Source organism: Pseudomonas sp. MYb60, from assembly GCF_002979555.1.
Classification (GTDB): domain Bacteria; phylum Pseudomonadota; class Gammaproteobacteria; order Pseudomonadales; family Pseudomonadaceae; genus Aquipseudomonas.
The window spans coordinates 342,525-365,925 of record NZ_PCOZ01000004.1; the positions used below are offsets into that span (position 1 = coordinate 342,525).

The following is a 23,401-nucleotide window of genomic DNA, read 5'->3' on the forward strand; positions in this document are numbered from 1 at the left end:
ATGTCCCAGCATCGCATTTTTAGTTGGGTTTTGTGCAACTAAGCTCTGTGCATCCTTTAGCGATGGCAGGAGCTGCCCCGATGTTGTCCACCCTCAAACGCTTGACCCTGGCGACGGCCGCCCTGGCCTTCGCCGCCCATGCCACAGCGGCTGAGCTCACCCTCGACGTTTATAACCCGGGTGAAGCGGCGATCTTCCCGGTGACCTCGGTGCTGGTCAGTGGTGCGAAGGACGCGATCCTGGTGGACGCGCAATTCGGCAAAGGCCAGGCCGAGCAACTGGTGCAGAAGATCCGCGCCAGTGGCAAGCACTTGACCACCATCTACATCAGCCACGGCGACCCGGATTACTACTTCGGCCTCGACACCCTCACTGCCGCGTTCCCCGACGCCAAGGTGGTGGCGCCGCAGCCAGTGGTGGATCACATCAAGGCCACCGTGGCCGGGAAACTGGCGTTCTGGGGCCCGAAAATGGGCGCCGACAAACCGGCCAGGACCGTTGTGCCGCAGGTGCTGCAGGGCCATAGCCTGAGCCTGGAAGGGCAAACACTGGAGGTGATCGGCCTGGACGGCCCGCAACCGGATCGCAGTGTGGTGTGGATCCCGTCGATCAAGGCCGTGGTCGGTGGCGTGGTGATCGCCGAGAACATTCACCTATGGATGGCCGATACCCAGGGCGCGCAGTCTCACCAGGACTGGCTGGCGACCCTTCACCGTATCGAACAATTGCAGCCGCGCACCGTGATTCCGGGGCACTACCTGGGGACGCCGTCGCTGCAATCGGTGGCATTTACCGCCGACTACATCAAGGCCTTCGATGTCGAGACGGCCAAGGCCAAGGACTCCGCCGCGCTGATAGTGGCAATGAAAAAACGTTACCCCACCCTCGCCGACGAAAGCTCCCTGGAACTGAGCGCCAAGGTCGCCAAGGGCGAAATGCAGTGGTGAATGGTTTTACATCCCTAACGAACTGGAGAACGTCATGAGCAAGATCGCAATCATTGGTGCTACTGGCCGTGCCGGTAGCCAAGTGCTGGAAGAAGCGTTGCGCCGTGGGCATAGCGTGGTGGCCATCGCGCGCAATACCGACAAGCTCGCCGCACGCGCCGGCGTCACCCTCAAGCAAGTCGATGCGCTGGATGCCGAAGCCTTGCAACACGCCGTCAGTGGCAGCGACGTGGTGGTGAGCGCCGCACACTTCGCCACCCTCCCCGCCAGTGCCGTGATCGGCCCGGTGAAGACAGCCGGCGTAACACGTTTGCTGGTGGTGGGCGGTGCCGGTTCGTTGTTGCTGCCGGATGGCAGCCGCGTCATTGATAGCCCCGGATTCCCGCCGGAGTACAAGGCTGAAGCCAGCGCGGGCGCGGCTTTCCTCGACGCCTTGCGTGAAGAGAAGGCGCTGGACTGGACCTTCCTGTCGCCGTCGGCGGAGTTCGTCGAGACCGAGCGCACCGGCACATTCCGCGTGGGCCAGGATGCTTTGCTGGTGAGCCATGAAGGCCGCAGCTGGATCAGTTTTGCGGACTATGCCATCGCCCTGATCGATGAGGTTGAATCGCCCAAGCACGCCCGCCAACGCTTCACCGTCGGCTACTGACCCTGCGCGGGCACCGCTGTGAGAATTGGCTTGCCCGCGAAGGCGGTGGGTCAGCCGCCTGCCCCTCAGTGGTGTGGAAAATGGGCCTGGCTCTCCAGCCAGTCCATCAACGCTTCCAGACCCGCTGAGGGTTGGGTCCCGGGGGGATGCACCAGGAAATAGCCCATCCCCGTCGGTACCTTCAAGTCGAACGGCATCACCAGCCGTCCCGCCTTCAAATCCTCGCCTATCAGCGCACTGTCGCCAATCGCTACGCCCGAGCCTTGGGACGCTACGGTCATGGCCAGGTCCAGCGTTTCGAAATGATGCCCCTGGGCCACATTGCTCAGGCGTGTATTCGCCGCCTTGAGCCACAGCGCCCAATCCCGTTCATCCCGCGTGGGGTGCAGCAGCATCTGTTGCTGCAAGTCAGCCGGCGTCTGCAGCATGTTGAGCAAGGACGGCGCGCAGACCGGTGTCAGTTGCTCATCGAACAAATGCCGGGCCTCGACAGGCTGATCGACAATGGGCGCGTAGATCAGCGCGGCGTCGAATTGCTCGCGACGAAAGTCCACGGTGTAGGCGACCGTGGTGGTGAGTTCCACCGGCACGTCCGGGCGCTCCTGTTGCCAGTGCATCAGGCGCGGCAGCAGCCACCGCATCACGCAGGTGGAGGCCTTGAGTTGCAGGGTCTGGCGGCGGTTACCGATCTGCTCCACCGCGTCGCCGATCAGGCCGAATACCTGCTGTGTACGCGCAAACCACTCACGGCCCTCGTCGGTCAGGCTCAAGCCCCGTGCCTGACGCAGGAACAGCGCATACCCCAAGTGATTTTCCAGCCCGGCGACCTGCCGGCTCACCGCACCCTGGGTGATGTGTAACTGCTCGGCGGCGCGGGTGAAGTTGCAGCACTGGGCCGTGACCCAAAAGGTGTGCAACGCAGGCAATGGAGGAAGGCGTTTCATTGGGGCGCAGCCATGACGTGAGGACATGGCGAGTATGACTTTTTATCGATTGTTGCCGCTACCGGCCAGACGCTCCAATACCGCCACGAATTCATCACAAGAGCGACGTACATGGCGACCTGCGGCGAAGTATTGGTCCACCTCCTGGAAGGCTACGGCGTCGACCAGGTGTTCGGCATCCCTGGCGTGCACACGGTAGAGCTGTATCGCGGCCTGGCCCGCTCGGGCATCCGCCACGTCACCCCGCGCCACGAACAGGGTGCCGGCTTCATGGCCGACGGTTATGCGCGCACCCGCGGCAAGCCTGGCGTGTGTTTCATCATCACCGGCCCGGGCATGACCAACATCACCACGGCAATGGGCCAGGCCTATGCCGACTCGATCCCGATGCTGGTGATTTCCAGCGTGCAGTCGCGCAGCCAACTCGGCGGCGGGCGCGGCAAGTTGCATGAGCTGCCGAACCAGAGCGCGATGATGGCGGGCGTCGCCGCGTTCTCCCATACGCTGATGTCGGCAGCCGAGTTGCCAGGGGTGTTGGCGCGGGCGTTTGCGCTGTTCCAGGCCGGGCGACCGCGCCCGGTGCACATCGAAATTCCGCTGGATGTATTGGTGGAAAACGCCGACGCGCTGCTGGGCAGTCAACCTGTCAGCGTGGCCCGCGCCGGTGCGGCGCCCGCCGCCGTGAAACAGATGGGCCAGTTGTTGGCGGCGGCCAAGCGCCCGTTGATCCTGGCCGGTGGCGGCGCCATCGGTGCTGCACCCGCGTTGACCCAGTTGGCCGAAATGCTCGGGGCGCCGGTGGCACTGACCATCAACGCCAAGGGCCTGCTGCCCGCCGCGCACCCGCTGCTGATCGGCTCGACCCAGACCCTGGTCGCCACCCGTGCCCTGGTGGCCGAAGCAGACGTGGTGCTGGCCATTGGCACCGAGCTGGCCGAGACCGACTATGACGTCACTTTCGCCGGCGGTTTCGAAATTCCCGGCGCCCTGCTGCGCATTGATATCGACCCCGACCAGACCGTGCGCAATTACCCTCCGCACGTGGCACTGGTGGCCGATGCGCAGATCGCCACCGAGGCCTTGCTGGTTGAGGTAACCAGTACGCCGTTGCCGCCACGCAACGCCGATTGGGGCACCCGACGCGTCGCTAGTCTGTGGGCCGAACTCACGCCCACCTGGGACGCCGCGACCCGTGCGCACACTCTATTGCTCAAAACGGTGCTGGACGAACTGCCCGGCGCGGTACTGGTGGGCGACTCCACCCAGCCGGTGTACAGCGGCAACCTCACCCTTAACCTCGACCACCCACGGCGCTGGTTCAATGCCTCCACCGGCTACGGCACCTTGGGCTATGCGTTGCCAGCGGCCATCGGCGCCTGGCTCGGGCGGGGCGACGGGCAGCCGGTGGTGTGCCTGATCGGCGACGGCGGCCTGCAATTCACCTTGCCGGAACTGGCCAGCGCGGTGGAAGCACGCACGCCCGTGATCGTGCTGCTGTGGAATAACCAAGGCTATGAAGAGATCAAGAAATACATGCTCAACCGCGCCATCGAACCCGTGGGCGTGGACATCTACACCCCGGATTTTATCGGTGTAGCCAAGGCACTCGGTTGCGCCGCAGAGCGTATTCAGGGGATCGCACCGTTGCGTAGCGCACTGCGGGCGGCGGCGGATCGCCAAGGGCCGACGCTGATTGAAATCGACCAGGGACTTTGGATGCAGGAGGTGGCGGTATGAACGGCGTGTATATCAACGGTGAATGGCTGGCAGGTAACACGGTACTGGAAGTGATCAACCCCGCCACCGAGGCCGTGTTGGCGCACGTCAGCGGCGGCGATGCCACGGCGGTAACGCGGGCGGTGGACGCGGCCAGCGCGGCCTTTGGCGACTGGTGCAACAGCTCGGGCCGGGATCGCGCCGCGCTGCTGCGCAAGGTCGCCGAGGGCGTGCGCGCACAACGCGAACCGCTGATGCAGGTGCAGTCGCGCAACAACGGCAAGCCGCTGTTAGAAGCGGGTATCGATGTGGACGACGTGATCGCCACCTTCGACTACTACGCCGGCCTCGCCGAACAACTGGACGTCAGCCAGGACTGTCCCGTGACGCTGCCCAGCGACGATTTCAGCGCACGCCTGCGCCGCGAACCCTGCGGCGTGGTGGGGCTGATCGTGCCGTGGAATTTCCCCATGGTCACCACCGCCTGGAAACTCGCCCCAGCCCTCGCTGCCGGTTGCTGCGTGGTGCTCAAACCATCGGAAGTCACGCCACTGGCGGAGCTGCAGTTGGCGCACATCATCGCGGCGGCAGGGTTCCCCGCGGGCGTCTTCAACCTGGTGTGCGGCACTGGCCTGGCCGTGGGGGCGCCGTTGGCGGCGGACCGTCGCGTGGCGAAGATTTCCTTCACCGGCAGCAATGCGGTGGGTGTGCAAGTGATGCAACGGGCGGCGGAAACCATCAAGGGCGTGAGCCTGGAGTTGGGTGGCAAATCCTCGCTGCTGGTGATGGCCGACGCCGATCTGGACCTCGCCATAGAGTTGGCGTGCGCCGGTGGCTTTTTCAACGCGGGGCAAATGTGCTCGGCCACCAGCCGTGTGCTGGTAGCCGACAACCTGGCGGATGAATTCCTGCGCCGTTTGCAGGCGCGGGCTGAAGGGATTCGCGTCGACGAGCCATTTGCCGAGGACGTGGAAATGGGCGCGCTGATCAACCACGCGCAATATCAACGGGTGCTGGGGCATCTCCAGCAAGGCCTTGCGCAGGGTGCGCGGTTACTGTGTGGCGGTGAGCGTCCAGCGCATCTGGCGCACGGCTTTTTCATTCGGCCGACGGTGTTCACCGATGTGCCACTGGACAGCGCGTTGTGGAATGAGGAGATCTTCGGCCCGGTGCTGTGTGTCAGGCGTTTCACCACTGAGGTCGAGGCGATTGATCTGGCCAACGACAGCGATTTCGGCCTGGTGGCGAGTGTGGTCAGCGCCAGCGTTGCCACCGCCGATCGCGTCGCCAACGCCTTGCAGGCCGGGCTGGTATGGATCAACGCGCCGCAGGTGATCTTCCCGCAAACAGCGTGGGGTGGTTACAAGCAGAGCAGCATCGGCCGTGAGCTGGGGCCGTGGGGCTTGGCGGCGTTTCAGGAGGTCAAGCATGTGATTCGGGCCAACTGAGGACACCGTTGAATCGCATTTTTCAATAGGCCCTGCGACTTTCTCGTTTGCCGACCCGCCCACCCCGTGGCCTGATTCGCCCTTGTTCATTCAAGGCCTGCCCATGGAAACCGTTCACGCAAAACCCGCCACCGCCGTCTGGCTGATGATCAGCATCGTGCTGGTCGCCCTTAACCTGCGTCCGTCGATGGCGGCCGTGGGGCCGTTGCTGTCATCGATCCGTGGCGATGTGCCCTTGAGTTTCAGCAGTGCCGCCTTGCTGACCATGCTGCCGGTGATGGCCATGGGGTTGGCGATGTTCTTTGGCATGGCGGTGGCCAAACGCTTGGGCGAGCACCGCAGTATTGTTCTGTCGTTGCTGGTGATTGGCGGCGCCACGCTGTCGCGGTTGTGGGTAGATTCGGCGCTGGAGCTGATCGTCAGCGCCATCGCGGCCGGAGTCGGGATTGCGTTGATCCAGGCGTTGATGCCGGCGCTGATCAAGTCGCGGTTCAGCGACAACGTTTCGCTGTTCATGGGCCTGTACGTCACCGCGATCATGGGCGGCGCCGCGCTGGCGGCATCGTTCGCGCCCTGGGTGCAGGTCCAGAGCGCCAGCTGGCGCGTGGGCCTGGCGATCTGGGCAGTGTTGGCAGTACTGGCGCTGGTGTCCTGGTACGCCCTGCGCGCGAAACTGCCTGCGTTGCCCCAGGCCGGTACCGACACGCAGGCCATGTTTTTCGGCAACGCTCGCGCCTGGTTGCTGGCGATTTTCTTTGGCTTGGGCACCGCGTCCTACACCTGTGTGCTCGCCTGGTTGGCGCCGTACTACGTGGAGCAAGGCTGGAGCGAACAGAACGCCGGTCTGTTGCTGGGTTTCCTGACGGCCATGGAGGTGATATCCGGCCTGGTCACCCCGGCCATTGCCAACCGGCACCCGGATAAACGCAGTGTGGTGGCGGTATTGCTGGTGTTGATCATCATCGGCTTCTGCGGCTTGATCCTGGCGCCCCAACACCTGAGCCTGCTGTGGCCCTGCCTGCTGGGCCTGGGCATCGGCGGCCTGTTCCCCATGAGCCTGATCCTGTACCTCGACCACTTGGACAACCCGCGCCGCGCCGGCGCCCTCACCGCCTTTGTGCAGGGCATCGGTTATTTGATTGCCGGGCTGTCGCCGCTGATCGCGGGGGTGATTCGCGATCAGCTCGGCAGCTTTGAATGGGCCTGGTGGTCGCTGACCGCGGTGGTTGTGGTGATGTTGCTGATCCTCACCCGGTTCAACCCCGCGCACTATGGGCACCATATCCGCTAAGCTCTGGCGCTTATCGCGCACTGCCTCAGTGCCAGGGCTGACTGGATGGAATGGATGCTAAACAGTAATTTGCTCAGAAAACTCGACATGCAGGATCTGATGGTGTTCATCGCCGTCTACGACCAGCGCAGCGTGACCGAAGTGTCCGAGACCCTGTGTGTCAGCCAGTCCACCGTCAGCTACAGCCTCAAAAAATTGCGCACCAGTTTTGAAGACGAGCTGTTTATCAACACACGGGCCGGCATGTGCCCGACGTACAAGGCCACGCACATGTATGGCCATGTGCAGAAAATCCTCGAGAACATCAACCAGTGCCACGCCGGTGGCCAGGCGTTCGACCCGACGCAACGCGCAGTGACGTTCAATGTGTGCGCCCCGGAATACTTCGAGCAGTTGATTCTGCCGCGCCTGCTCAAGCACTTCGACCGCGCCGACCTCCCGGTGATCGTGAATGTGCATAAATTGGAAACCGATATCCCCGCTGACGGTTTGCGCGACGGTCGCCTCGACCTGATCATCTGCTTCGGCCCGCACTTTCACCGCGCCCACCAAGACTTCAATAGCCAGATGTTGCTGGAGGATGATTTGGTGTGCGTGTTTGACAAGCGCTCTGCCCACAGCGAACCGGCGTTCAGCCTGCACGCCTTTGTCGAGCGTCGCCACGTGTTCCCAACCCCCTGGACGTCCGACACCAACATGATCGACGGCTGGCTCGCGCGTCAGGCCCGCAAGCGCCAGGTGGTGGCCCGCGCCAACAGCTACGGTGCGGCGTTGAAGATGATCAGTGGCACCGACTTTATCGTCACCCTGCCCCGCCGCGTACAGCAATTGCTGGCGCCCGCCTCGATGTTCGGCCATTGCGAGGCGCCTGCGGGTTTGCCGGGTTTTACCCTGGAGATGCAGTGGAACGAAACCAGTGAACGGGACAGTGCCAACGCCTGGTTCAGGGAACAGGTGGTAAAAATCTGTGCGCAGCAGAAATTGCTGTAACACGCTGTGACGAGGCCGCTGCTCACGCCAGTCCGAGCAGGCAGCCTCGCCAGACCTCAGCCGACGGCGACTTTGCTGTAGGTATCGCGGTCCATGTCCCGCGCCTCGACACTCAGTTGCACCTGTATGCCTTCTGGCCATGGGCCGAGGTCTTGCAGCACGGCCAACAGGCTTTCCGACAATTGTTTCTTGACCTGCGGCGAGCGCCCGCTGAGCAACGCCAGTCGCACCGCGACAAACCCCCGTTCATTCAGGCCGGTGCCGACGCGAAAGCTCTCGACTTCGATTGCACGGCTCTTGATATCGAACTCGGCACCGAATTGACCGGACGCCACCAGCGCATGATTCAGGCGCAACAGGGCCTTGTCAGTGTCCAGTTGCGTGAGGTTCGCGGTGTATTCCAGGTGCAGGTGCGGCATGGGAAGCTCCGAGGCTTTCGTAGGATGATTCCTAGATATACCACGGATGAAATGGCGGAGCCTCACGCCTGGGTTACTTACCCTCTGTCACTCATGAACGCTTCCAGCCGCGAGCGCACCCAGCGCTCGGCCGGGTCGGTGTCCACATGGCTGAGCCAGACCATCGACAGGTCCAGGGTGGGTGTCTGGAACGGGAACGGCTCGCAGAACAGGTTGCCCGACACCGCCATGGCCTCCGCGGTGTAATCCGGCAGGCTGGCGATCAGGTCGGTACCGGCCAATAGCGCCGGCAAGGCGCTGTACTGCGGCACCGACAGCACGACCTGGCGCTTGCGCCCGATTTCCGCCAGCCACTCATCGGCAAACCCGGACACGTTGGCGGTGTGGGACACCAGCACGTGGGGCCGTGCGCAATATTCGTCGAGGGTCAGCGGCGTGTCGGAAGCGTCGGCCCGCAGGACGCGTGGATGAATATGGCGCAGCAACTTGCGCTTGGCATTGGCCGGCAGGCCACGGGTCTGGGTGATGCCCACGGTGATGTCGCCGGAGGCCAACAGGTCGGGAATCCGCCAGTAATCGACATGCTGCACCACAAACACCACCTGCGGCGCCTCCCCCCTCAAGCTGCGCAGCAACGGCGGCAACAGGCCGAATTCGACGTCATCGGACAGGCCGATGCGAAAGGTCATGGTGCTGATAGACGGGTCGAAATCATGGGTCAGGCTCAGCGCCGACGACAGCGAATCCAGCGCCGGCGACAGGTGCTGGATGATCTCTTCGGCACGTGCGGTGGGCTCCATGCGGTGACCGACACGGATGAACAGCGGGTCGTTGAACAAGGTGCGCAATCGGTTGAGGGCCGAGCTGATGGTGGGTTGGCCGAGAAACAGCTTCTCTGCCACCCGCGTCACGTTGCGCTCGAGCATCAGTGCTTCGAAGACCACCATCAGGTTGATGTCGGCCTTGCGTAATTCATTGCGATTCATCGGCGCCTGCCCCTTTCCCCAAGACAAGCCGCAGTTTAGAAAGCCCGGGGAGCCGCGTCTATGCGCCGATGGTTGCGTGGGAGGCGCTGCCCCTTCCCTATTTGGCGCTGCGGAATATGGAACGTCATGGGAAATATCAGCAATTGATAACCAATGCGCATTAATAGATCCAAATAACTCACTTATCATTTCTAAATGTGTCAGCCAATATCCTCAGTCTTAGGCGAAACAAGCACTTTAAAAAGAACGCTGGAGACACAAACCATGACTAGCCCTACCCGGCCCGACTCTGCCCGCTCGAAAGTTGGTGCGGTTTTCCGCGTGACTTCGGGCAACTTCCTCGAACAGTTCGACTTCTTTCTGTTCGGTTTCTATGCCACCTACATCGCTGCCGCGTTCTTCCCCGCGGCTAATGAGTTTGCGTCATTAATGATGACCTTCGCCGTGTTCGGCGCGGGCTTCCTGATGCGACCGTTGGGCGCGATCATCCTGGGTGCCTATATCGATGACGTCGGTCGCCGCAAAGGGCTGATCGTGACCCTGGCAATCATGGCCAGCGGCACCCTGCTGATCGTGCTGGTGCCGGGTTATCACACCATCGGCCTGTGGGCGCCACTGCTGGTGCTGCTGGGCCGTTTGCTGCAAGGCTTCTCGGCTGGCGCGGAACTGGGCGGTGTGTCGGTGTACCTCGCCGAGATGGCCACGCCGGGTCGCAAGGGTTTCTACACCAGTTGGCAATCGGGCAGCCAACAGATCTCCATCGTGGTCGCCGCCGCGCTGGGTTATGGCCTGAACGTGTGGATGGAACCTGCCGTGGTGGCCGATTGGGGCTGGCGCATTCCGTTCGCCGTGGGTTGCGTGATCATTCCGTTTATCTTCGTGCTGCGTCGCAATCTGCAGGAAACCGAAGAGTTCGCCAACCGCAAGCATCGCCCGACCATGCGCGAAGTGCTGGCCACGCTGGTGAAAAACTGGACCGTGGTCATCGGCGGCATGCTGATGGTGGCCATGACCACCACCGCGTTCTACCTGATCACCGTGTACGCACCGACCTTCGGCAAGACCGTATTGCAATTGAGCACCTCCGACGCCCTGCTGGTGACCTTGCTGGTGGCCGTGTCGAACTTCGTCTGGCTGCCGATCGGCGGCACCCTGAGCGACCGTTTCGGCCGCAAGCCGGTATTGATCGCCATGACCGTACTGACGGTGCTGACGGCGTACCCAGCCTTGTCCTACGTGGTCAACGCACCGAGCTTCGCCCATATGTTGGAAACCCTGCTGTGGTTCTCGTGCCTCTATGGCCTGTACAACGGCGCGATGATCCCGGCCCTCACCGAGATCATGCCGGTGGAAGTGCGGGTGGCGGGTTTCTCCCTGGCCTACAGCCTGGCAACTGCGATCTTCGGTGGCTTCACCCCGGCGATTTCAACCTGGTTCATCCACATCACCGCCGACAAGGCATCGCCGGCCTACTGGATGATGTTCGCCGCGGCGTGCGCCCTGTGCTCGACCCTCGCGCTGTATCGCCGCGCGAATGCCCGTGGCCAAGTGATGCAGGAGGCGGCGTGATGCAGTCTCTGTTCAAAACCCTGACAGCCTTGACCCTCGGCGCCCTGGCGCTCACCGCCCAGGCTGAGGAGCTCAACGTGATGACCTCCGGCGGCTTCACCGCTGCCTACAAGCTGCTCGGTCCGCACTACGCCAAACAAAGCGGCGACAGCCTGGACACCGTTCTCGGCCCGTCCATGGGCAAGGCGCCGGAAGCGATTCCCAACCGCCTGGCCCGCGGCGAACACGCCGACGTGGTGATCATGGTCGGCTACGCCCTGGATGAGTTGATCAAGCAAGGCAAGGTCGACAAGGCGTCCCGCGTCGAGCTGGCGGATTCGCGCATAGGCCTGGTGGTGAAGGAAGGCGCCGCCAAACCGGCCATCGGCACCGACGCCGAATTGAAAGCGGTGCTGAGCAAGGCCCGATCCATCGCTTACTCGGACAGCGCCAGCGGTGTGTATGTCGAGAAAGAGCTGTTCAAGAAGCTCGGCATGCCCGCCAAAGGCGACATGATTGAACGCATCCCGGTGGCCTCGGTGGTCGCCAAGGGGGACTACGAAGTGGGGCTGCAGCAGGTCGCGGAATTGTTACCGGTGCCAGGTGTGACCTATGTCGGAAAAATCCCCGAGGACGTGCAGTCGGTGACGCGTTTTGCGGCGGGCATTCCGGTCAATGCCGAACATCCGCAAGCGGCCAAGGCCTTGTTGAAGTACCTGGCCTCACCCGAAGCCCAACCGCTGGTGCAGTCCACCGGGCTGGACTCGGTGTCACGCTGACCGGAACGGCATCTCCCGCACCAATCGCTCCAGCTCCAGCGCCGCCGGTGGCAATGTCCGCCCGCGGCGCTTGATCAAGCCCACATTGCGCATCACCTGCGGCTCGACCAACGGCACACTGACCAGAATCGGGTGTGGGTTCGCCGGCATGGCAATCGATGGCACCATCGCCACCCCCAGCCCCGCCTCCACCAGCCCGATCATGGTGGTCACGTGGTGCGTCTCGCAGATACTCGGCTTCTTCACCCGCACCCCACGCAGGGCCTGGTCCAGCAGGAAACGGTTGCCAGAAGTCTTGTCCACCTCGATGTAGTCGTGCTCGTAGGCTTCTGTCCAGCTCACGCTGTCGCGCTCGGCCAGCGGATGGTCACGGCGACAGGCCAGCACGTAGCGTTCCTGCAGCAGCAATTCAAACTCCACTTCATCGGCCAGGCTGCCGCTGAAGCTCACGCCAAAATCCGCCTCGCCACTTTCCACGGCGCTGCACACTTCGCCGGCGCTGGCATCCAGGACCCGCAGGCGGATTTTCGGATACAGCTTGTGGAATTCGGAGATCACGTGGGGCATGAAGTAATACGCGGTCGAAGGCACGCAGGCGATGGTGACATTGCCCATGCGCGTGGAGGCCACGTTGCTGATGCCCATCAGCGCGATGTCGAGGTCGTCCAGCATGCGCTCCACTTGCGGCAGGAAGGCGCGGCCGACCATGGTCAGGCTGACCCTTCGCGTGGTGCGCTCGAACAGCTTCACATCGAGCGCGGATTCGAGCTTTTCGATGCGCCGGCTCAAGGCCGGCTGCGAGATTCGGATCGCCTCGGCGGCGCCACGAAAACTGCCCTTGTCTACCACGGCGCGGAAGGCTTGGAGGTCGTTGAGGTCGAAGTTGATGATCACGAAAAGATGGCCAGGCGGGTCGGATTGGAGGGCATTATCGTACGGCAACGGGTGGCGCGCCATGGAAGTCTGGCTGTCGAACCCTCTCCAGCGAACCCATACGGCAGCCAGGCGGGAAGGAAAACCTGCCGAAAAGTCGTAAGCTACGCGGCCGTCTTTTCACCCGAAGCACGTGAGCACGATGACGCCGTACAGTGACAGCCTGACTGGCATGAGTCCTGAACAACAAGACCGAATGATTGAGTGATCAATGAACAGAAACATTGGAAAAACCCAAGGCAGCGCCTCGCCGTATCAGGCTTTGAAAGTCAGCCTGTATGGCATTGGCCTGCTGCTCGTCGCCACCCTGGGCTTCTTTGCCTGGCAGAGTTTTTACCCCGTCAGCACAGCCAGCGGCTGGAGTGTCCGGGTGCTGCACCGCGACGTGCCCAAGGCGGCGTCCTTGGCGCCGCTGCCGGATGGTTCCTTTATGGTCAGCCAGGAGCTGGACTTCGCCAAGGGCAGCATTGTGCGCATCCGTCCGGATGATTCCCGTGAAGTGGTGGTCAGCCATCTGTCCAAGCCCGACGGCATGTTCGCCACCCACGGCGGCTGGGTGTTCAGCCAGGAGTCCGCCGGGAAGCCGGTGAGTTTCCTCAAGGACGGCGTGGTCACCGAGCTGTTCAAGGGCGAAAGCGTGCAAGGCTTGTGGGATGAAGGCGACGACTTGTACGCCATCGAAGACCGTACCCCGTTCGGGCGCGTGCTGCGTTACCGTTGGAGCGACCAGTCCCTGACCGTGCTGCGCGATCAGGTGCAGGAAGGTGAATCCATCGTGCGCTGTACCGACGGGCGCCTGCTCTACAACGAGAAGAAAAAGGGCGTGGTTCGCGAGCTCACCGCCGACGGCAGCGACCCGGTGGTGCTGAGCCACCTCAACCAGCCGACGTTCCTGATGTGCGATGAGCGCGGGCTGTGGGTCAGTGAAGACGCTACCCACCGCGCGCGCTTGCTGCTGATTGACAAGCAGGGACGCCAGCAGACCATTCTTTCATTCCTGAAGGCGCCCCAGTCGATTGTGGCGACGGGACGGGGCACGTACCTGTTGGCTGAGGGCGGCAGGAACCGGGTGTTGGAACTGTCGCCCGACTGACTACAACTGGAACCGCGCTACGGCTTCGTTGAGTGCAACGGCCAAGCGCGCCAGTTCTTGGCTTGAACCGTTGATTTGCCCGGCGCCGGAGGACGACTGCGCCGACAAGTCGCGGATATTGACGATATTGCGGTCCACTTCCTTGGCTACCTGCGCCTGCTCCTCGGCGGCGCTGGCGATCACCAGGTTGCGCTGGTGGATCTGGTCAATGGACTCGGTGATCTGACTCAAGGCACCGCCCGCGCCTTCGGCCAGGGTCAAGGTATCGGTGGCACGCTGGCTACTCGACTGCATCGACATCAACGCCTCGTTGGAACCGGTGCGCATGGCTGTGACCATTTGATCGATTTCCAGCGTCGACTGCTGGGTGCGATGGGCCAATGCACGCACTTCGTCCGCCACCACCGCGAAACCACGACCGGACTCACCCGCCCGCGCAGCCTCGATGGCCGCATTGAGCGCCAGCAGGTTGGTCTGCTCGGCAATGGAGCGAATCACGTCCAGCACCTTGCCGATATCCCGCGACTGCTCGGCCAGGTTCTGCACCAGGCCCGAGGTTTCGCCGATATTGCTGCTCAGGGCCTGGATCGCGCTGACCGTTTCCCCCACGCGGTGCTGACCTTCACGGGCCGTTTCGTTGGACAGGCGGGTGGACTCGGACGTCGACACTGCATTGCGCGCAACCTCATCGGCGGCCGACGTCATCTCGTTGACCGCCGTCGCGGCCTGTTCGATTTCTGCGGTCTGCTTTTGCAGGCTGCGGCTGCTCTCGTCAGTAATGCCGTTGAGGTGGGTGGAGGACGCCGCCATGTGCGCGGCCGACTGGCGGATCAGTTGCAACGTGCTGCGCAGGTTGCCTTGCATGGACTGCAGCGCCACCAGCAGACGGGAAACTTCGTCGTTTCCGGTCACCTCCACATCCTGGGTCAAATCCCCTTGAGCGACGTTTTCCGCAGCCCGCATCGCCTGCCCCAACGGCCCGACAATGCTGCGAGTAAGCAACCAGGCCAGGGCCACCGTACTCAGTCCCGCCAGGATCACGAAGCCGAATACCATGGTGCGCGAACGGCTGTACTCCGCCTCGGCCACCTCGCCCTGCTGGTTGATCTGGGCGTTGTAGTAATCGGCCAGGGCGTTGAGCTGGGCACCGGAGCCGTCGACCACGGTTTTCATGTCCACCAGCAGCAACTTGTTCAGCTCGGCGCCCTGTTGCTTGTCGGCGAGCACAAAGGACTGGGCCAGCCCCTGCTGGTACTGACGCAGCGAGCCTTGGAACTGGTCATAGAGCGTGCGCACCTCGGGCGTGTCGATGACGGCATTGAGGTCGGCCAGTCTTTTCGTCAGGTCCTGGCTGCGGGTGTCCATCTGGCTGCGATATTGCGAGAGACCTGCGGGGTTTGGGTCGAGGGCCATGCGCAGAGAGATCGTGCGAATGCGCAGCATGATCTCGCGGATATCCGACACCATCCGCATCTTGGGCACCAGCCCGCGCTCCACCTGCACGGCACTGGCGCGAATGCTGGCCATGTTCGACAGCGCAAAAAACCCCAGCAGGGCTACGAGCATAGCAATCAAGGCAAAACCCAAACCCGCACGGCGGGCGATGGACAGGCTGCGAAGGGACATTGGGGGGTGCTCTCTTATTAGGGATACGACGTCGTATGAGAGCATTTCGGCAGCCCGGGGGAGGACTTTAGGCACGTACCCAGCGGCGAAAAATAAGTCATTTATATCAATGAGTTATTTTCACTACGCATGAGAGGAGCAGCGTTTCATCGATGACACTGATGATTACTATCGAAACGAGCGCCTGCTGCATTCCCCGGGTCGGTTTATATAATCGCTTCCAGAATTTCCCCTCCGCCTGACTTCGGGCGACATTCCCCCCTGGAACCCAGCACCATGCCAAACGCCTCCCAGGCCCCACGCGGCCGCCCTGAACATAATCAACAAAGCGTCAAACAGCAGTGGCTGGCCATTCTCTCGGTTGCCGTGGGTGCCTTCGCCCTGGTGACCAGTGAGTTTCTGCCGGTCGGCGTACTCAACGACGTCGCCAGCGACCTGGGCATCAGTGCCGGTCACGCCGGGCTGATGGTGACCCTACCCGGCATCATGGCGGCCCTCGCCGCGCCCTTCCTGTCGGTGAGCATTGGCACCATGGACCGGCGCTATCTGCTGATCGGCCTGACGCTGATCATGATCATCGCCAACTCGGTCGTGGCCTTCGCCAGTGACTTCAACTTGCTGCTGCTCGGCCGCGTACTGCTGGGTATCAGCATCGGCGGCTTCTGGGCCACGGCCATCGCCCTCAGCGGCCGCCTGGCCCCGCAAGGTGTGGGCGTCGCGAAGGCGACCTCGATCATCATGATGGGCGTGACCCTGGCCACCGTGCTCGGCGTGCCGGTCGGCACCTGGCTCAGCGGCCTGATGGGCTGGCGCATGACCTTCCTGGTCACTGCACTGGTGGGCGTGCCGGTGCTGCTGGCGCAGATGTTCCTGTTGCCCCGGCTCGAACCGGAGAAAGCCATTCGCGTCAGCGACCTGCCGGCGCTGTTCATCAACCCGCAAGCCCGGGTCGGCCTGATCGCTGTCTTGCTGATCGGCCTGGCGCACTTTGCGGCCTACACCTATGTCGCGCCGTTCTTCAAGAACAGCGCCGGCTTCGATGGCCCGACCATCGGCTCGCTGCTGTTGCTCTATGGCGTGGCCGGGGTGATGGGCAACGTATTCGCCGGCTTCGCCGCCAACCGCAGCGTGCGCCACACCCTGTTGCTGGTGGCGCTGATGATCGGCACCAGCACCGCGTTGTTCCCTCACTTCGCCACCGGCATGACCGGCGCCACAATGCTGATCGCACTCTGGGGCTTCGCGTTCGGCGCCTTCCCGGCCTGCGCCAGCATCTGGATGTTCGTGGTCGCGCCCAAGGACGTGGAACGCGGCATGCCGCTGTTCGTGGCCTTGTTCCAGGTGATCATCGCACTGGGCTCGTTCTTCGGCGGCCAGATCGTCGACCAGATGGGCAGCGCGGTGCTGCTGAGTTTGGCCACAGCGTTGGTGGGCGCAGGCTTTGTGACGGTGCTGGTGTTGGGACGCAAAGTCAGTAATGGCTTGGTCGCTCAGACCAACTGAGGACGGGACATCCCAAACAAAAAAGCCCCGTAGCTTATTCAGCTACGGGGCTTTTTCTATGTAATGGCGGAGAGATAGGGATTCGAACCCTAGGTACCGGTGAAGGTACAACGGATTTCGAATCCGTCCCATTCGGCCACTCTGGCATCTCTCCAACGGCGCGCATCATAACAGCGTGAATCAGGAAAGCAAAGCGCAGAATCGAATTTTTTCCGTGCTATCAGATGCTTGCGTCGATTAAAGCGGTACGCCGAGACGATTGGCGACTTCTTCGTAGGCTTCGATGACGTCACCGAGGCCCTGGCGGAAGCGGTCTTTGTCCATCTTCTTCTTGGTGTCCTTGTCCCACAGGCGGCAGCCGTCCGGGCTGAATTCGTCGCCCAGGACGATGGAGCCGTCGTGGAATACGCCGAATTCGAGCTTGAAGTCCACCAGCAGCAGGCCGGCGTCGTCGAACAGCTTGCTCAGCACGTCGTTGACCTTGAGGGACAACTCCTTCATGCGCGCCAGTTGCTCAGCGGTGCCCCAGCCGAATGCCACCACGTGGGATTCGTTGATGAACGGGTCGCCCTTGGCGTCGTCCTTCAGGAACAGTTCGAAGGTGTAAGGGTTGAGCTTGAGACCTTCCTCAACGCCCAAACGCTTGACCAGGCTGCCGGCCGCGTAGTTACGCACGACGCATTCCACCGGGATCATGTCGAGCTTCTTGACCAGGCATTCGTTGTCGCCCAGCAGCTGGTCGAATTGGGTCGGAATACCGGCCTCTTCGAGCTTCTGCATGATGAAGGCGTTGAACTTGTTGTTCACCATGCCCTTGCGATCAAGTTGTTCGATGCGCTTGCCGTCGAACGCCGAAGTGTCGTTGCGAAACAGCAGGATCAGGCGGTTGGCGTCGTCGGTCTTGTACACCGACTTGGCTTTGCCGCGGTAGAGTTCTTCACGTTTTTCCATGATGGGCTCCGCTTGCTAAAAGGTGGGCTAGGCGATGTGTCGCCAGTCGAGCCCTGAATCTTGATCGGCCAGTTGCAGCCAGTCCGGGTCGCACCCGAGGGTGTCGACAAAACATTGCCGGGCAAGCTGCGGCAGGTTGTTCTTGCTGCTCAGGTGGGCCAGGACCAGGTGTTGCAGGTCTTGCCAGCCCAACTCATACACCAGGTACGCCGCCTGGTGGTTGTTCAAATGTCCCAGTTCGCCGCCCACCCGCTGCTTGAGAAAGCGAGGGTAATGACCGCGAGCCAGCAGGTCCCGGCAGTGGTTGGACTCGATCATCAATGCATCGAGGTCGCGGTAACCGTCCAGCACCTTTGCGCAATACGAACCCAGGTCGGTCAGCACGCCGAAACGCCGCTCACCGTCGCTGAACACGTATTGCGTCGGTTCCTGAGCATCATGCGCGACGGCAATCACATCGACACTCAAGGCACCGATGTGCAACTGCTCGCCACCGGCCAGGAAACCTGCAGGTTCAATGGGTTTGCGCATCCCGCGCAACGTGCCGCGACTGAGGTATACCGGAAGATTGTAGCGCCGAGACAGCAAACCCACGCCATGCACGTGATCGGCATGTTCGTGGGTCACCAGAATCGCGCTCAGCTGCGAGGGGTGAACCCCCAGGCGCAGCAGGCGCCGCTCGGTTTCCCTCAGCGAGAAACCACAATCCACCAGCACATACGTGTCGTCATGTGCGACCAGCGTGCCGTTCCCTTGGCTACCGCTGCCGAGAACGGCAAAACGCATCGGATCAGCCCAGGTTGTCCTGAATCACGCCCAACACCTTGCGCGCTGTTTCAGCTGGCGCCACGGTGTTGATGTTCTTCTCGACCGTCACCTGCACGCTTTCGCCAACCTTGCTCAAACGAACCTGGTAACGCTCGGCACGGGTTTCGACCTCTTCCTTGGTTGGCGCACTGCCAAACAGCTTGCCGAAGAAACCTGGCTCGTCGTCCTTGCGCTCGGCTTTTTCCGCCACGTTGATGTAGTACAGGCCCAGGCTGCGGTTGATGTCTTCAACACGCCACGGGCCTTGTTCCAGGGCGCGACCAACGCTGGCCCAGGCACGGTCCAGGTCTTCACCGAGGTTCAGCACCACGTTGCCGCTGCCGTCTTCGGTGAGGCTGACGCGGCTCGGGGTGTCGTAATCACGCGCGGCGAGCAGGGAAACCGAACCGCCCTTCTCGGAAATACGGCTCATGCTGGCCAGCATCTCGTCGACCAATGCCGAATCGACACCGGTGTTGACCGAACGGTTGGTGAAATCGACGTTGGCGGTGCTGCCGGCAGGACGCTCGGCACTGACCACATAGACTTCACTGGTGTTGCGCTGCACGCCCGGCTCGATGCGCACACGCACACGGGCTTCGCTGTCGGCGGCGACACCACCGGCTTGCAGGCGCTTGGCCATGGTGGCGGACAGCTCGCTGCCCTGCTGCCACGCGGTGGTGAATTCACCGGTCTGCGGGCGCTGCTCGTCGATGCGGAAACCGTTGTCCTGGAAGAACTGCACGGCCACCGGCCAGACTTCGGCGGGCGGGCGCTGGGCTACGATCCAGCGCGAGTCACCGCTTTTTTGCAGGCTGTAGTCGCTGGCATCCGCCACGGCCGAGATCGGCTGAGGACGCGGCACGATGTACTCACCCTTGGTGGTGTCGTCGGCGACGTTGCGCGGGATCGGCAGCAACGGGTCAAGGCGCTTGGCGACGTTGACGCCCGCTGGCAATTCCATCGGTTTGCTGGGTTGTGCTTCCAGGTAATCGCTGCCGCGGTCACGGAAGTAGCCTTCCGGGCCCCAGATCCAACCGCAGCCACTGGTGCTGGAGATAATCAAGGCAAGTGCGGAAAGTCCGGCCAATCGCTTCATGCGTAGTGCTTCCTCAATTAAACCAGGACGCCGGACTGGCGCAGGGCCTGTCGCAGCGGTTCGTGACAGGCTTCGCTGAGACGGGTGAGCGGCAGACGGATACCGTCCGGCATCATGCCCATTTCAGTCAGTGCCCATTTCACGGGAATAGGGTTGGATTCGATAAACAGTGTCTTGTTGAGCGGCATCAGCTTCTCGTTGATCGCGCGAGCGGTCACGGCATCACCGGCGATGGCGGCGGCGCACATTTCGCTCATGGCACGCGGGGCCACGTTCGCGGTCACGGAGATGTTGCCCTTGCCGCCCAGCAGGATCAGCTCGACAGCGGTGGCGTCGTCACCGGAATACAGCAGGAAATCGCTGTTCACACCGGCCAGGATGTCCTTGGCGCGCTGCAGGTCGCCAGTGGCTTCCTTGATGCCGATGATGTTCGGCACGGTGGACAGGCGGATCACGGTCGCGGCCTGCATGTCGCACGCGGTGCGGCCCGGTACGTTATAGAGGATCTGCGGGATATCGACCGCTTCGGCGATGGTGCGAAAGTGCTGGTACAGGCCTTCCTGGGTCGGCTTGTTGTAGTACGGGGTCACCAGCAGGCAGGCATCGGCGCCGGCCTTCTTGGCGTTCTTGGTCAGCTCGATCGCCTCACGCGTCGAGTTGGCGCCCGTACCGGCGATCACGGCGATGCGGCCCGCGACGCGCTTGACCACGAATTCGATGACCTGGATGTGTTCTTCCACATCAAGCGTGGCCGATTCACCGGTGGTGCCGACCGCCACGATGGCGTTGGTGCCTTCTTGCAGGTGGAAGTCCACCAGTTTGCCAAGGCTGTCCCAGTCGAGATGACCTTGTGCATCCATGGGTGTGACCAGTGCCACCATACTGCCCGCAATCATGCAACCGCTCCTGCCGGAAAAAGAGAGCCGTAATGGTACTGGCGCCAAGATGCTTGCACAAGCAAAGTACCGCCTGTGGATGCGTTATGAGGCAACTAAACGACGGGCAATGCCATCATTGGGCCAAAGCGGGTCCTGACGCACGCTGAAATCAGACCGATCACGCAATGAAAACGCCACCTCCTAGCCCTTGGCGATGGTTTTCGCTACCCTTCATCCTTTGATCGATACGGGTTACACAGTATCGACCGCTCATCGCTTTAGGAAGGCTGCATGTCCACCCCCACAGTTCGCGAACAATTCCTTGTTATCAGTGCCCTCGGCGCCAACCCCATGGAGCTGACCAACGTCCTGTGCCGCGCCAGCCATGAGAACCGCTGCGCCGTCGTGACCTCCCGCCTGACCCGCCATGGCGAGTGCAGCGCACTGGTCCTGCAGATCTCTGGCTCCTGGGATGCCCTGGCGCGCCTGGAAACCGGCCTGCCCGGCCTGGCCAAGAAACACAATTTCACCGTCAACGTGGTGCGCAGCGCGGCCCTGGAAAATCGCCCGCAAGCCCTGCCTTACGTGGCCTACGTCAGCTCGGCCTACCGTTCGGACATCGTCAACGAGCTGTGCCAGTTCTTCATCGACCACAACGTCGAGCTGGAGAACCTGACCTGCGACACCTACCAGGCCCCGCAAACCGGCGGCACCATGCTCAACGCCACGTTCACCGTGACCTTGCCGGCAGGTGTGCAGATCAGTTGGCTGCGCGACCAGTTCCTGGACTTCGCCGACGCACTGAACCTCGACGCACTGATCGAGCCATGGCGCCCACAGAACCCAATGTAAGGAAGTTTTCATGGCGGTAGTCATCGATAAACCGGTTGCCGATTTCGAAGCCCAGGCCACCAGCGGTCAGACCTTCAGCCTCGCGGCGCTCAAGGGCAAGCAAGTGGTCATCTACTTCTACCCCAAGGACAGCACGCCGGGCTGCACCACTGAAGGCCAGGGCTTTCGTGACCAGTACGCGGCGTTCCAGGCCGCCAACACCGAAGTGTTCGGCGTCTCGCGCGACAGCCTTAAGTCTCACGAGAACTTCAAGGCCAAGCAGTCATTCCCCTTCGAGCTGATCAGCGACAAGGACGAAGCCGTTTGCCAACTGTTCGATGTGATCAAGCTCAAGAAGCTCTACGGCAAGGAATACTTGGGCGTGGATCGCAGCACCTTCCTCATCGACAAGGATGGCGTGCTGCGCCAGGAATGGCGTGGCGTGAAGGTGCCGGGCCATGTGGACGCCGTTTTAGCGGCGGCGCAGGCTTTGAACAAGGCCTGAATTTGCCAAACACCTGCAGGAGCAGCTTGCTCGCGAAAAACCTGAGAGCGCCGCGGACATTCAGCCTGCGCGCGTTATCGTTGACGATTTTCGCGAGCCAGCGCACGCCTACAACAGCGGTGCAACGACCGGCTCCTGCCGTGGCCACGCATCCAGCACCGCCTTGAACAGCGTCGCCAGCGGGATCGCAAAAAACACCCCCCAGAATCCCCACAGCCCGCCAAACAACAACACCGCGCAGATGATCGCCACCGGGTGCAGGTTGACCGCTTCCGAAAACAGCAGCGGCACCAGTACGTTGCCATCCAGGGTCTGGATGATCCCGTACACCGCCATCAGGTAGATGAACTGGTCGCTCCAGCCCCACTGGAACAGTGCGATCAAGGTCACGGGAACGGTCACCACCACCGCGCCGACATACGGCACCACCACCGAGATACCCACCAGCAATGCCAGCAGCGCGGCGTAGTTGAGGTCCAGGGCAATGAAAGCGATGTAGGTGACGCCGCCGCAGATGATGATCTCGATCACCTTGCCACGAATGTAGTTGGCAATCTGCCGGTTCATTTCCTCTGCCACGCGGGTGATCAACGCGCGCTCACGTGGCAGGTAGCCACGCACCCAGCGACCGATCATGGCGCGGTCCTTGAGAAAGAAGAACACCAGGATCGGCACCAGCACCAGGTAGATCATGATGTTGACCAGCAATGGCAGGCTGGACAGGGAAAAGGTCAACGCCCATTGTCCGAATTTTCCGATCTCGCCGCGTGCCACTTCGATGGCTTGCAACACCTGCTCATCCGATACCAGGTGCGGGTAGCGTTCCGGCAACAACAGCAACAGGGATTGCCACTTGGCGAGCATGCCCGGCAGTTCGTTGAACAACGTGATCAGCTGGTGCCACAGCAGGGGCAGCACCACCACGATAAACAGCACCAGCAAGCCCATGAACAAGGCGAACACCAACCCCACCGCCGCCCCGCCCGGCAGGCGCAAGCGTTCCAGTGTCGTGACCAGCCCCTGCATCAGGTAGGCCAGCACCATCCCCGCCAGCACGGGCGCCAGCATGCCGCCCAAGGTGAGGACGGCGGTGAACGCCAGAAACAGCAGGACCGCGAGCACCACCGCTTCTTCATCCGAGAAGTAGCGCTGGATCCAGTCTCGTAACACTTTGAACATCAATCAACCTCGGGTGGTAGGGGCAAACGGCTCAGGCCTTGCGCAACCAGTAACGGTAGACGCCAGCGTCCTCTTCTTCTCGCAGCAAGGTGTGACCGGCCAATTTGGCAAATGTCCGGAAGTCGCGCTGGGAGCCCGCATCCGTGGCGATGACCTTGAGCACCGCGCCACTCGCCAATCGATTGAGCTCCAGCTTGGCCTTGAGCAATGGCAACGGACAATTGAGGCCGCTGGCATCGAGTTCGGCATCGAAGGCTACAGCGTCGGTCATGGTTCAGC

General features: G+C 62.2%; 23 protein-coding genes, 1 tRNA gene and 1 pseudogene. 12 read left to right on the top strand and 13 right to left on the bottom strand.

Annotated elements, in window-relative coordinates; genetic code table 11:
- Positions 1-80: 80 nt before the first annotated feature.
- Together CQ041_RS09430 and CQ041_RS09435 are read left to right on the top strand one after the other, a co-directional pair.
- Positions 81-947, top strand: coding sequence for an MBL fold metallo-hydrolase (locus CQ041_RS09430; protein ID WP_105522513.1), 867 nt, complete (start codon positions 81-83; stop codon positions 945-947).
- A 34-nt stretch (positions 948-981) separates the two neighbouring features.
- Positions 982-1,596 (top strand): NAD(P)-dependent oxidoreductase, encoded by a 615-nt coding sequence (locus CQ041_RS09435; protein ID WP_105522514.1) that lies wholly within the window; start codon positions 982-984, stop codon positions 1,594-1,596.
- Between the two features lie 65 nt (positions 1,597-1,661).
- On the opposite strand, the gene CQ041_RS09440 is transcribed toward CQ041_RS09435, so the two are convergent.
- Positions 1,662-2,540: a LysR substrate-binding domain-containing protein gene (locus CQ041_RS09440; RefSeq protein WP_105522515.1), complete on the bottom strand. Its 879-nt coding sequence runs from the start codon at positions 2,538-2,540 to the stop codon at positions 1,662-1,664.
- A gap of 111 nt (positions 2,541-2,651) precedes the next feature.
- On the opposite strand from CQ041_RS09440, the gene CQ041_RS09445 reads away from it, so the two are divergent.
- The 4 genes from CQ041_RS09445 (at position 2,652) to CQ041_RS09460 (ending at position 7,985) form a co-directional block, all read left to right on the top strand.
- On the top strand, positions 2,652-4,277 hold the full coding sequence (locus CQ041_RS09445; RefSeq protein WP_105522516.1) for a 5-guanidino-2-oxopentanoate decarboxylase: 1,626 nt from the start codon (positions 2,652-2,654) through the stop codon (positions 4,275-4,277).
- Positions 4,274-5,704 carry an aldehyde dehydrogenase family protein gene (locus CQ041_RS09450; protein WP_105522517.1) on the top strand — a complete coding sequence of 477 codons (1,431 nt, stop codon included), beginning with the start codon at positions 4,274-4,276 and terminating at the stop codon, positions 5,702-5,704. Before CQ041_RS09445 ends, CQ041_RS09450 begins: the two co-directional genes overlap by 4 nt.
- 103 nt (positions 5,705-5,807) lie before the next feature.
- On the top strand, positions 5,808-6,995 hold the full coding sequence (locus CQ041_RS09455) for a cyanate transporter (protein ID WP_105522593.1): 1,188 nt from the start codon (positions 5,808-5,810) through the stop codon (positions 6,993-6,995).
- A 54-nt stretch (positions 6,996-7,049) separates the two neighbouring features.
- Positions 7,050-7,985, top strand: coding sequence for a LysR family transcriptional regulator (locus tag CQ041_RS09460; protein ID WP_105522518.1), 936 nt, complete (start codon positions 7,050-7,052; stop codon positions 7,983-7,985).
- A 56-nt stretch (positions 7,986-8,041) separates the two neighbouring features.
- Here the strand turns inward: CQ041_RS09460 and CQ041_RS09465 are convergent, their stop codons facing one another.
- Together CQ041_RS09465 and CQ041_RS09470 are read right to left on the bottom strand one after the other, a co-directional pair.
- On the bottom strand, positions 8,042-8,404 hold the full coding sequence (locus tag CQ041_RS09465; RefSeq protein ID WP_105522519.1) for a 5-carboxymethyl-2-hydroxymuconate Delta-isomerase: 363 nt from the start codon (positions 8,402-8,404) through the stop codon (positions 8,042-8,044).
- Between the two features lie 77 nt (positions 8,405-8,481).
- On the bottom strand, positions 8,482-9,390 hold the full coding sequence (locus CQ041_RS09470) for a LysR substrate-binding domain-containing protein (RefSeq protein WP_105522520.1): 909 nt from the start codon (positions 9,388-9,390) through the stop codon (positions 8,482-8,484).
- Positions 9,391-9,654: 264 nt separating this feature from the next.
- Between CQ041_RS09470 and CQ041_RS09475 the strand changes: the two genes are divergently transcribed.
- Positions 9,655-10,959 (top strand): MFS transporter, encoded by a 1,305-nt coding sequence (locus CQ041_RS09475; protein ID WP_105522521.1) that lies wholly within the window; start codon positions 9,655-9,657, stop codon positions 10,957-10,959.
- Complete coding sequence (locus CQ041_RS09480) at positions 10,959-11,717, top strand: substrate-binding domain-containing protein (protein WP_105522522.1); 759 nt, start codon at positions 10,959-10,961, stop codon at positions 11,715-11,717. Before CQ041_RS09475 ends, CQ041_RS09480 begins: the two co-directional genes overlap by 1 nt.
- Here the strand turns inward: CQ041_RS09480 and CQ041_RS09485 are convergent.
- Positions 11,709-12,611 carry a LysR family transcriptional regulator gene (locus CQ041_RS09485; RefSeq protein WP_105522594.1) on the bottom strand — a complete coding sequence of 301 codons (903 nt, stop codon included), beginning with the start codon at positions 12,609-12,611 and terminating at the stop codon, positions 11,709-11,711. The genes CQ041_RS09480 and CQ041_RS09485 overlap by 9 nt on opposite strands.
- 328 nt (positions 12,612-12,939) lie before the next feature.
- On the opposite strand from CQ041_RS09485, the gene CQ041_RS09490 reads away from it, so the two are divergent.
- The gene (locus CQ041_RS09490; RefSeq protein ID WP_105522595.1) at positions 12,940-13,743 is read left to right on the top strand and encodes a hypothetical protein; all 804 of its coding nucleotides are present in this window, start codon (positions 12,940-12,942) and stop codon (positions 13,741-13,743) included.
- Here the strand turns inward: CQ041_RS09490 and CQ041_RS26790 are convergent, their stop codons facing one another.
- Positions 13,744-14,607, bottom strand: a complete 864-nt coding sequence (locus CQ041_RS26790) for a methyl-accepting chemotaxis protein (protein WP_371923010.1) — start codon at positions 14,605-14,607, stop codon at positions 13,744-13,746.
- A pseudogene (locus CQ041_RS26795) lies at positions 14,602-15,414 on the bottom strand (MCP four helix bundle domain-containing protein); the annotation flags it as partial. The gene CQ041_RS26790 and the pseudogene CQ041_RS26795, both read right to left, overlap by 6 nt.
- Positions 15,415-15,645: 231 nt before the next feature.
- Between CQ041_RS26795 and CQ041_RS09500 the strand changes: the two are divergent.
- Positions 15,646-16,872: an MFS transporter gene (locus CQ041_RS09500; RefSeq protein ID WP_105522524.1), complete on the top strand. Its 1,227-nt coding sequence runs from the start codon at positions 15,646-15,648 to the stop codon at positions 16,870-16,872.
- Positions 16,873-16,936: 64 nt separating this feature from the next.
- Here the strand turns inward: CQ041_RS09500 and CQ041_RS09505 are convergent.
- From CQ041_RS09505 to dapA, 5 genes are all read right to left on the bottom strand, one after another.
- A tRNA-Ser gene (locus tag CQ041_RS09505) sits at positions 16,937-17,026 on the bottom strand.
- An 83-nt stretch (positions 17,027-17,109) separates the two neighbouring features.
- The gene (purC, locus tag CQ041_RS09510; RefSeq protein ID WP_105522525.1) at positions 17,110-17,823 is read right to left on the bottom strand and encodes a phosphoribosylaminoimidazolesuccinocarboxamide synthase; all 714 of its coding nucleotides are present in this window, start codon (positions 17,821-17,823) and stop codon (positions 17,110-17,112) included.
- Positions 17,824-17,850: 27 nt separating this feature from the next.
- A complete protein-coding gene (locus CQ041_RS09515; RefSeq protein ID WP_105522526.1) occupies positions 17,851-18,609 on the bottom strand; it encodes an MBL fold metallo-hydrolase in 759 nt (252 codons plus the stop codon).
- Positions 18,610-18,613: 4 nt separating this feature from the next.
- On the bottom strand, positions 18,614-19,729 hold the full coding sequence (gene bamC / locus CQ041_RS09520; protein WP_105522527.1) for an outer membrane protein assembly factor BamC: 1,116 nt from the start codon (positions 19,727-19,729) through the stop codon (positions 18,614-18,616).
- A 17-nt stretch (positions 19,730-19,746) separates the two neighbouring features.
- The gene (gene dapA / locus CQ041_RS09525) at positions 19,747-20,625 is read right to left on the bottom strand and encodes a 4-hydroxy-tetrahydrodipicolinate synthase (protein ID WP_105522528.1); all 879 of its coding nucleotides are present in this window, start codon (positions 20,623-20,625) and stop codon (positions 19,747-19,749) included.
- Positions 20,626-20,898: 273 nt separating this feature from the next.
- Here dapA and CQ041_RS09530 point away from each other — a divergent pair, with 273 nt between their 5' ends.
- The gene (locus CQ041_RS09530) at positions 20,899-21,459 is read left to right on the top strand and encodes a glycine cleavage system protein R (protein ID WP_017137336.1); all 561 of its coding nucleotides are present in this window, start codon (positions 20,899-20,901) and stop codon (positions 21,457-21,459) included.
- Between the two features lie 10 nt (positions 21,460-21,469).
- On the top strand, positions 21,470-21,943 hold the full coding sequence (locus tag CQ041_RS09535) for a peroxiredoxin (RefSeq protein WP_105522529.1): 474 nt from the start codon (positions 21,470-21,472) through the stop codon (positions 21,941-21,943).
- A 108-nt stretch (positions 21,944-22,051) separates the two neighbouring features.
- On the opposite strand, the gene CQ041_RS09545 is transcribed toward CQ041_RS09535, so the two are convergent.
- Complete coding sequence (locus tag CQ041_RS09545) at positions 22,052-23,122, bottom strand: AI-2E family transporter (protein ID WP_012722771.1); 1,071 nt, start codon at positions 23,120-23,122, stop codon at positions 22,052-22,054.
- 31 nt (positions 23,123-23,153) lie between these two features.
- Positions 23,154-23,393 carry a sulfurtransferase TusA family protein gene (locus CQ041_RS09550; RefSeq protein WP_105522531.1) on the bottom strand — a complete coding sequence of 80 codons (240 nt, stop codon included), beginning with the start codon at positions 23,391-23,393 and terminating at the stop codon, positions 23,154-23,156.
- Between the last annotated feature and the right edge of the window lie 8 nt (positions 23,394-23,401).

What these genes read in the sequence shown, in the direction of transcription:
- CQ041_RS09455 (WP_105522593.1), top strand. Translation starts at nt 5,808, where the DNA reads ATGGAAACCGTTCACGCAAAACCCGCCACCGCCGTCTGGCTGATGATC.
- CQ041_RS09440 (WP_105522515.1), bottom strand. Translation starts at nt 2,540, where the DNA reads ATGAAACGCCTTCCTCCATTGCCTGCGTTGCACACCTTTTGGGTCACG.
- CQ041_RS09535 (WP_105522529.1), top strand. Translation starts at nt 21,470, where the DNA reads ATGGCGGTAGTCATCGATAAACCGGTTGCCGATTTCGAAGCCCAGGCC.
- bamC (WP_105522527.1), bottom strand. Translation starts at nt 19,729, where the DNA reads ATGAAGCGATTGGCCGGACTTTCCGCACTTGCCTTGATTATCTCCAGC.
- dapA (WP_105522528.1), bottom strand. Translation starts at nt 20,625, where the DNA reads ATGATTGCGGGCAGTATGGTGGCACTGGTCACACCCATGGATGCACAA.
- CQ041_RS09435 (WP_105522514.1), top strand. Translation starts at nt 982, where the DNA reads ATGAGCAAGATCGCAATCATTGGTGCTACTGGCCGTGCCGGTAGCCAA.
- CQ041_RS09465 (WP_105522519.1), bottom strand. Translation starts at nt 8,404, where the DNA reads ATGCCGCACCTGCACCTGGAATACACCGCGAACCTCACGCAACTGGAC.
- CQ041_RS09430 (WP_105522513.1), top strand. Translation starts at nt 81, where the DNA reads ATGTTGTCCACCCTCAAACGCTTGACCCTGGCGACGGCCGCCCTGGCC.
- purC (WP_105522525.1), bottom strand. Translation starts at nt 17,823, where the DNA reads ATGGAAAAACGTGAAGAACTCTACCGCGGCAAAGCCAAGTCGGTGTAC.
- CQ041_RS09450 (WP_105522517.1), top strand. Translation starts at nt 4,274, where the DNA reads ATGAACGGCGTGTATATCAACGGTGAATGGCTGGCAGGTAACACGGTA.
- CQ041_RS09500 (WP_105522524.1), top strand. Translation starts at nt 15,646, where the DNA reads ATGCCAAACGCCTCCCAGGCCCCACGCGGCCGCCCTGAACATAATCAA.
- CQ041_RS26790 (WP_371923010.1), bottom strand. Translation starts at nt 14,607, where the DNA reads ATGCAAGGCAACCTGCGCAGCACGTTGCAACTGATCCGCCAGTCGGCC.
- CQ041_RS09460 (WP_105522518.1), top strand. Translation starts at nt 7,050, where the DNA reads ATGCTAAACAGTAATTTGCTCAGAAAACTCGACATGCAGGATCTGATG.
- CQ041_RS09445 (WP_105522516.1), top strand. Translation starts at nt 2,652, where the DNA reads ATGGCGACCTGCGGCGAAGTATTGGTCCACCTCCTGGAAGGCTACGGC.
- CQ041_RS09515 (WP_105522526.1), bottom strand. Translation starts at nt 18,609, where the DNA reads ATGCGTTTTGCCGTTCTCGGCAGCGGTAGCCAAGGGAACGGCACGCTG.
- CQ041_RS09480 (WP_105522522.1), top strand. Translation starts at nt 10,959, where the DNA reads ATGCAGTCTCTGTTCAAAACCCTGACAGCCTTGACCCTCGGCGCCCTG.
- CQ041_RS09470 (WP_105522520.1), bottom strand. Translation starts at nt 9,390, where the DNA reads ATGAATCGCAATGAATTACGCAAGGCCGACATCAACCTGATGGTGGTC.
- CQ041_RS09530 (WP_017137336.1), top strand. Translation starts at nt 20,899, where the DNA reads ATGTCCACCCCCACAGTTCGCGAACAATTCCTTGTTATCAGTGCCCTC.
- CQ041_RS09545 (WP_012722771.1), bottom strand. Translation starts at nt 23,122, where the DNA reads ATGTTCAAAGTGTTACGAGACTGGATCCAGCGCTACTTCTCGGATGAA.
- CQ041_RS09550 (WP_105522531.1), bottom strand. Translation starts at nt 23,393, where the DNA reads ATGACCGACGCTGTAGCCTTCGATGCCGAACTCGATGCCAGCGGCCTC.
- CQ041_RS09475 (WP_105522521.1), top strand. Translation starts at nt 9,655, where the DNA reads ATGACTAGCCCTACCCGGCCCGACTCTGCCCGCTCGAAAGTTGGTGCG.